The sequence below is a fragment of the Microcoleus sp. T3_A4 genome (genome assembly GCF_036700465.1).
Classification (GTDB): domain Bacteria; phylum Cyanobacteriota; class Cyanobacteriia; order Cyanobacteriales; family Microcoleaceae; genus Microcoleus.
Window position 1 is genome coordinate 23919 of sequence record NZ_JAUBOY010000067.1, and the last position, 6892, is coordinate 30810.

Below are 6892 nucleotides of genomic sequence, written 5' to 3' on the forward strand. Positions count from 1 at the left end.
GGAAAAAGGCAGGGAGAGTTTTTTATGGAATTTGAATGGAATCCAGACAAAGCGACACTAAATGTTGAGAAGCATGGTGTTTCCTTTCAAGAAGCCACAAGCATATTTAATGACCCGCTATCTGTAACTTTTCCCGATCCTCAGCATTCCATCGGAGAAAGCAGGTACGTTATCATTGGTATATCCAGGTAGGGACAACTTTTAATTGTTGCATACACCGATCGAGGAGAAAAAGTAAGAATCATCAGTGCCAGAAAAGCTACCCGCCAGGAGCAGAGGTTTTATGAAGAAGGATATTGAGAACGAAATGGAAGACGAATTACTTGCTGAGTATGACTTTGCTCAGATGAAAGGAGGTGTTAAAGGCAAGTATGTTGAGCAATATCGTGCAGGGACAAACTTGGTGCTTTTAGACCCCGATATTGCCCAAGCTTTTCCTAATGATGCAGCAGTGAATGACGCATTGAGGATGTTAATCAAAATTGCACAGCGCCAGCAGTTAAATACTGCGGTGCAGCGGAGCCACGAAGGATCTCAACTTTGAGAAGGCGATGTCAGGAGATTGTGCGATCGCCCATATTATTTATTTGCCCAAAAAGCGATCGCCTCTGGCTTGAGACAATTATCTAGCTGTCAGCCATAATTATTTAAGGTCTAATTATTTAGGAGGTGCGATCGTGGTTATAACTCAAACCAACCCGCCAAATCTTCCAGATGCGACAAAGACTCGCTTTACTCCAGATGAATACCGGGCGATCGAGGAAACTGCTGAAGAACGTCACGAATATTGTAACGGAGAGATTATCGCTATGCCAGGAGGTTCAGAAGTCCACAGCGCGATCGCCTGTAACTTGTTAATTTACTTGGGTTTTTTGTTGAGAGACACCGATTTTCGCTTGTATAACAGCGATTTGCGGGTTTGGATTCCCGAACATCGGTGCGGAACCTATGCTGATTTGATGGTCATCAATGGCGAACCAGAATTCAATGGCGATCGCACGGATGAAATTCTCAATCCTTTACTGATTGTCGAGGTTCTTTCCCCCTCTACTGAAGGCTACGATCGAGGTGAAAAGTTCAGAAAATATCGTTCTCTTGCTAGTTTTTGTGAATATTTGCTCGTTAGTCAAGGTGAACCATATATTGAGCAATATTATAATGGCGATCGCCCAAGTAGCGATCGCTGGCAATGGCAAGTTTGCGATCGGCTCGATCGGGCGATCGTCCTGCACAGTTTAAATATAGAACTTCCGATGTCTGAAGTCTACCGCCGCATTAGTTTTTAAGGGCGATTTTTAAGAGGCTGAAATGGATTCTATTTAACGAGAAATATAAGTTTAGGAGAAAGCTATGGCTACTCTAATTCAAAACCAAAGGTCAAACCTAACTGAAAACCAAGTTGAAACACCAGCAGATAAAAAAATCTGGACTGATGCCGAATTCATGGCACTCAACCGAGATGGACACCGCTATGAAATTGTGAATGGAGAACTAATTGACATGGGAAATTCGGGTGCAAAACACGGTTATGTTGCCGTTATTTTGAGTGCAGCCTTGTTTAACTGCGTATCAACGCGAAAATTAGGCGCAATTTTCGATTCCAGCACTGCTTTTAAGATGAAATCAGGAAACAAGCGATCGCCCGATGTTTCCTTCATGGCAAAAGAACGCCTGCAAGGGCTAGATGATCTCCCCGATGGCTTCCTAGAAGGTGCGCCGGATCTTGCCGTAGAAATCCTTTCTCCTAGCAATACAGTGGCAGAAATTCACGACAAACTCGTAGAATATTTCGAGAATGGGGCGCGTTTAGTCTGGGTGATTCATCCTAAAGAACAGTATGTGTTAGTTTATCGATCGTCCCAAGAGCCCGATCGCCTGCTCAAGTCCGTTAACTCCCTCGATGGGGAAGAAATCGTCCCCGGCTTTACTCTTCCAATTGCCGAGTTATTTCAAAAACTGGCTTTTTAAGCAAATATGATATAAGCTAGTTATAAAAAATTATAGGAATCTTGTATGCTGGAGTCATTTCAGATACACAACTTTAGACTATTTAAACACCTTGAAGTTAAAAATCTGGGTCGTGTCAACCTGATTGTTGGCAAGAATAATTCAGGAAAGAGTACATTTCTTGAAGCAGTAGAACTATATGCCAGCAACGCTTCTGCTACCGTCATGCTTGAGCTTGTAGAGTCTAGGCAAGAGACTTGGTTTAGCGAAGCTCAGCCACATTCCCAAAATTTTATCAGTAATCCTGTGCGGCATCTATTCTTTGGGCATAAATTGCCCAGCATAGGAGGAGATGGGATTTCTCTTGGAGAAGTTTCTTCAAACATAAAACTCCGGATCGGCGCTGGCGCATACCAGAATAAAAATGATGACGAAGGCACCATCAGGAAAATTCGCATCTCGGATGTGGAGTTTGACGAAGATATATCTAATGTTGAAGTTTTTCTCGTAGCAGAAGAAGGCGAAAGAACTAGAAGAATTTTCAGATTAGATAGAAATATCAGAGACATTCGACGTAGCTCTAGAATTTTTTATGAAAGGCAGGAATCAGAGTTAAAATACACGTGGCAGATTGTTTATACAGCAAATATGCCTAATCGAAAATTAGCTGCTCTTTGGGATTTAACGAGCTTGACAGATTTAGAGTCGGAGGTTATTTCTGCGCTTCGTTTAATTGACGATCGAGTTACTGGAGTCGCTTTTGTAGAGGACGTTAGTATAGGTACTACAAGTGACAACCGTGTTCCTTTAGTAAAAATTAAAGGCATAGACGAACCATTACCTCTCAAGAGCATGGGAGATGGTATGACTCGTTTGTTTCATATAATTGTTGCACTTGTCAATGCTCGAAACGGACTTCTATTAATTGATGAATTTGAAAATGGATTGCACTGGAGCGTGCAACCGAAAGTTTGGGATATTGTTTTTCAGATATCGGAGAGACTTAATGTTCAAATTTTTGCAACAACTCACAGCCGCGATTGTATCAAGGGTTTCTACCAAGCCTGGAATAACTATCCTACCCTTGGTGCTTTCTTCAGATTGGATGCCAAAAATGAATCGATAAAAGCAACAGAATATACATCTGAGACCCTGAGTGATTCTATTGACATGGATGTTGAAGTACGATGAGTAATACCAGCGAGGTGTCTGAGAAGGATAGTGTTTGCAAGCAAGATACAGATAGAGTTTTACTTGTTGAAGGAGATAATGATTGCCATGTGGTGATGGCTTTATGCAAAGCTCATAATGTTCCTAAGACTTTCGGTATCTATCAATGCGGTTCAGATATCGGGGTTTTGAAGCGACTAAATGCGCTGATTATACGTCCTAATCCTCCTCAAGTAATAGGAGTTATGCTTGATGCTGACAAGCCTTCTCTTGAAGGCAGATGGCAAAGTATAAAAGGCAAGTTACAACATTACAACTATACGTTACCGAACAAACCTGATGCTGATGGAACGGTAGTCGAGCCTTCTTCAGATGAACCTAAACTGGGGTTTTGGCTGATGCCTAATAATCAAGATTCTGGAATGTTAGAAGACTTTTGTGCTGAACTTGCAGAACCAGCATCTTTGACATTTGCACGAGAATGTGTTGAACAGGCACAGGATAGTAAAGTAACCACATTCAAAGAAGTGCATCGTAGTAAAGCAGTGATTCATACATATCTTGCTTGGCATGATGAACCTGGTTATCCTTTGGGAAAGGCAATTACAAGTCAAGCTTTGCGTCCTCACACAGATGTCGCAGTAAAATTCACTAATTGGTTAATACGTTTATTTGTGGAAGGAGCGATCGCGTAATTCCCGCGATCGTCCTCAGAGAGCGGTCGCCAAGTATAATAGAGTTAATTCATCTCAAAATTCCACGTAATCAGCTAGTAATATAGAAATAACTTCTAGGAGGCTATAAGCATGACAACCATATCCAACGAACAAACAGCTATCATCCGTACAGAAAGAGGACTGTCGATCGCAGGTACCCGCATCACCATCTACGACATCATGGACTATGTGACGGCTCAATATCCGCCTAAGTTTATCAGGGGATTGTTTGAGCTTACAGAGGAACAAATTAACGTGGCTTTAACTTATATTGAAGATAGGCTGTAAATATCCTCTAGCTTTTAAGGGACAAATGAAAGTTACAAAACAATTATTACTAACAAGTTTGGGGTTTGTTACTTTGAGTTGGGGAACAGTAACCCAAATTCAGGGGATACCGAGGGCGATCGCTCAAACACAAGTTCCCATGAGGTTACAACACGCGGAAGGAACTTATACCCTTACGGTGTCAGAAACCAATACCACAAAATCTGCTTATGGGGGTCAATTGCGCCTCTATGACGTGCATATTGCGAAGATGTTTGAGGTGACATATTTGGACTGTCAGGAGATACCCAACGCTGGCGGTAGAACTTGGTATTACCGCGCCGGAAATGGTAAAATTGATATGGGGCAATTCAGAATCAACTGTCAGTTGGCTAGCGATATTGCTAATACTTATGGTTTAGGGAAACCAGAGCGTACTGCGATCGAATATTCTCAGGGGGAGGCTGGGCGGCCAATATCGAGGACTCGTTCTATTCCAATTTTAGATATTACTGGTAATAAAATTCAGCGGTGGACGAATTTTGTGCAAGGGTTTCGCCCTCAGTCTGCTAATTCTGAAGGTGGTAATTCTCGATCGAGTATTTCTTTTCCAGTTCGTGAAATTCTATCGCAGATTGAAGGTAAGACGAGAGTACCAATTTTTCTCCCCAGTCAGCTTCCATTCTCAGAAAAAATTTACTTAAAAAACCGAGTAGAAACAAATGGCTATAGTGTTGACATGGGCCACATACCTAATTGCAGCAGTACGCCTTGCTATATCGGGAGTATCTCAGCAGAAAGAGGTGGAGAACCAGCCCAACCACCCCCTAGAGGATTCAGGAGTGAATTTAAAACTATTCAATTAGCCGGCAGAACACAAGGAGTTTTTTACAATGGCTGCGGTGCTTCCTGCACGGCCTTAGTTGAATGGCAGTATAAAGGCGTTTTGTATCGAGTAACGATGAAGAATGGGCGTGAGGAAACGCTTGTTCAAATAGCTAATTCTGCTATAGAAGCTGGGCCTCGCTAGTTAAATGTGCAGATAACAGTGCGTCATGGCAAGTCCTCTTCTCCAATTGGAGATTTATTTTGCCTGACGCAGCGTAAAACTGCTATCTAGATAGAAAGCATATCAATTCTAAACTTTTAAGCCGGAAATTTCGCCTGCCAAACATTGTTTTTAATTTGTTCCTCTAATTCATTGACCACCCACATTACACTATGTTCTGGCTCGCTCAAAATAGATTTTTTAATGTCATGTAAAGAGTTGACTAAATCTTCACGCAAACGGGGCTTGTCTTCTTTAACTCCTTGCGTATAATCCCAATAATCCCAAGCGATTAAACCTATGGCAAGGGTAGGCTCAATCATACTTCCTAGTTTCGCAGAAAGAGCAGCTACAGCTTTACTACCTGCTTTAGCAGCAATTGTAGCCGTAATTTTAGCAGTTCCAGCAGCACCTACAAATCTTACTAAAGATACTTCATCTCCTCGTTCATTTTGTAGCCTAAAATTTATACCTTCTAAATATTTAGCCCAGTCGGATTGGGGAATTGTATACATTTTTGGTACATCATCAAACTCCTTAGATAATTGTTCAATATAAAAATTAGCTGTATCAATTACTATTGTATGAAATTTAATCTCTGCTGAATTTGCTTGCAATACTCTCCTCGAAAATTCTCTTTGAATATTGTCATTTATGCTTTTGGCAATCTTTTCATTGACTATAGTCGGATTAAACCCATTCATAACATTCTCGCCTATATATTGAAAAAGAACACCAAATTCTTGCTGTTTCTGATTAAAATAATTAAAATACCAATTTAAAAAATCCGTATCAATTCGATTTATTAAATCAGCTTCCCACCGATTCAATTCATTGTTAGCATATTGTTTAGCACTTTGATTGGCACTGTTCACAGCTTTTTTGAAAGCTTCGTCTCTTCCACCAAAGGCCACTAGAGATTGAGTAACTTCTAGGGAGGGATGAGAGGTTAATTCTGCCGCTAAAGCCTGACTCATAACTAATCGTCCCAGTAACGGGATGAATACAATTAGAATTATAATCGACCAAATAATGATACTAACTATCTTAGAAACTTTTACAATCCGCGATTTTTGAGTAGGTTCTTCAGTAATCTGAGATTCACCAGATTCTTTAGCCTTCAACTCAAGGGTCACTAATTCTTGAGCGCCCAAGACATCAGTTAATTTTTGATCTAGCTTTTTGGCAATCAACTGACGACCATAAGGTATTCCATTTGAATGACAAACAAGGTTATTCTTTTCGTCTAAAAACACCTGTCCTAAAATTTGCCCTTCGGGATGCTCTTGGCGAATAATTGCTCCTTTTTTTAAATTAGGAGTTCCTGGACGATCGCTCTGGAAATAACTGATAGCCTCCTCAAAGGTTATCCCCTCTAAAACTTCAGGTGTCCCCAGAATGCGTGGCAAACATTTATTAAATTCGCCAACTATCCGCTGCACATCCCCAGAAGTGAGTTTCTGCTCTCCTTGAGAGGCGTCTTGGGCAAACCAGTTAAACGGTGTCATATTTCCTCCAGAGCATTTGATAACTTATAAACTTCTACTATATTCCTTATATCTTTCCTGATCATAATTTAATATAAAAATGTATTTTTGGCTATTCATAAAAGTGTTATTTAGTGTACACTTACCTTTTTTTTAAAAATTTATTAACAAGAAAAAGTGTTATAGTTATTTCAAATAAAAATGAGACACTAAGTTGCACAATAAGCGCGAATAATCTCATCAAGAGATGTGGCAGA

The 6892-nt window shown here is 40.6% G+C and carries 8 protein-coding genes and 1 pseudogene; 8 read left to right on the forward strand and 1 reads right to left on the reverse strand.

Annotated elements, in window-relative coordinates; all coding sequences use genetic code 11:
* Positions 1 to 24 precede the first annotated feature (24 nt).
* The 8 genes and pseudogenes from QUA07_RS26950 to QUA07_RS26985 all read left to right on the forward strand — a co-directional run bounded on the left by QUA07_RS26950 (position 25) and on the right by QUA07_RS26985 (position 5130).
* Positions 25 to 300: pseudogene (locus QUA07_RS26950) on the forward strand (BrnT family toxin).
* Positions 284 to 544, forward strand: a complete 261-nt coding sequence (locus QUA07_RS26955; RefSeq protein ID WP_333251271.1) for a hypothetical protein — start codon at positions 284 to 286, stop codon at positions 542 to 544. Before QUA07_RS26950 ends, QUA07_RS26955 begins: the two are co-directional and overlap by 17 nt.
* 133 nt (positions 545 to 677) lie before the next feature.
* Positions 678 to 1286: a Uma2 family endonuclease gene (locus tag QUA07_RS26960; RefSeq protein WP_333331478.1), complete on the forward strand. Its 609-nt coding sequence runs from the start codon at positions 678 to 680 to the stop codon at positions 1284 to 1286.
* Between the two features lie 64 nt (positions 1287 to 1350).
* Positions 1351 to 1968: a Uma2 family endonuclease gene (locus QUA07_RS26965; RefSeq protein ID WP_333315412.1), complete on the forward strand. Its 618-nt coding sequence runs from the start codon at positions 1351 to 1353 to the stop codon at positions 1966 to 1968.
* A gap of 45 nt (positions 1969 to 2013) precedes the next feature.
* The gene (locus QUA07_RS26970) at positions 2014 to 3138 is read left to right on the forward strand and encodes an AAA family ATPase (RefSeq protein WP_333331482.1); all 1125 of its coding nucleotides are present in this window, start codon (positions 2014 to 2016) and stop codon (positions 3136 to 3138) included.
* A complete protein-coding gene (locus QUA07_RS26975) occupies positions 3135 to 3812 on the forward strand; it encodes a DUF3226 domain-containing protein (RefSeq protein ID WP_333315409.1) in 678 nt (225 codons plus the stop codon). The genes QUA07_RS26970 and QUA07_RS26975 overlap by 4 nt, the downstream gene beginning before the upstream one ends.
* Before the next feature lie 111 nt (positions 3813 to 3923).
* The gene (locus QUA07_RS26980; protein WP_333331485.1) at positions 3924 to 4121 is read left to right on the forward strand and encodes a DUF433 domain-containing protein; all 198 of its coding nucleotides are present in this window, start codon (positions 3924 to 3926) and stop codon (positions 4119 to 4121) included.
* Between the two features lie 25 nt (positions 4122 to 4146).
* The gene (locus QUA07_RS26985; RefSeq protein ID WP_333331488.1) at positions 4147 to 5130 is read left to right on the forward strand and encodes a hypothetical protein; all 984 of its coding nucleotides are present in this window, start codon (positions 4147 to 4149) and stop codon (positions 5128 to 5130) included.
* A 116-nt stretch (positions 5131 to 5246) separates the two neighbouring features.
* Here the strand turns inward: QUA07_RS26985 and QUA07_RS26990 are convergent, their stop codons facing one another.
* The gene (locus QUA07_RS26990; protein WP_333331490.1) at positions 5247 to 6656 is read right to left on the reverse strand and encodes a hypothetical protein; all 1410 of its coding nucleotides are present in this window, start codon (positions 6654 to 6656) and stop codon (positions 5247 to 5249) included.
* Positions 6657 to 6892 lie beyond the last annotated feature (236 nt).

Coding starts and splice junctions, on each gene's coding strand:
- QUA07_RS26955 (WP_333251271.1), top strand. CDS start 284: ATGAAGAAGGATATTGAGAACGAAATGGAAGACGAATTACTTGCTGAG.
- QUA07_RS26965 (WP_333315412.1), top strand. CDS start 1,351: ATGGCTACTCTAATTCAAAACCAAAGGTCAAACCTAACTGAAAACCAA.
- QUA07_RS26970 (WP_333331482.1), top strand. CDS start 2,014: ATGCTGGAGTCATTTCAGATACACAACTTTAGACTATTTAAACACCTT.
- QUA07_RS26975 (WP_333315409.1), top strand. CDS start 3,135: ATGAGTAATACCAGCGAGGTGTCTGAGAAGGATAGTGTTTGCAAGCAA.
- QUA07_RS26980 (WP_333331485.1), top strand. CDS start 3,924: ATGACAACCATATCCAACGAACAAACAGCTATCATCCGTACAGAAAGA.
- QUA07_RS26985 (WP_333331488.1), top strand. CDS start 4,147: ATGAAAGTTACAAAACAATTATTACTAACAAGTTTGGGGTTTGTTACT.
- QUA07_RS26990 (WP_333331490.1), bottom strand. CDS start 6,656: ATGACACCGTTTAACTGGTTTGCCCAAGACGCCTCTCAAGGAGAGCAG.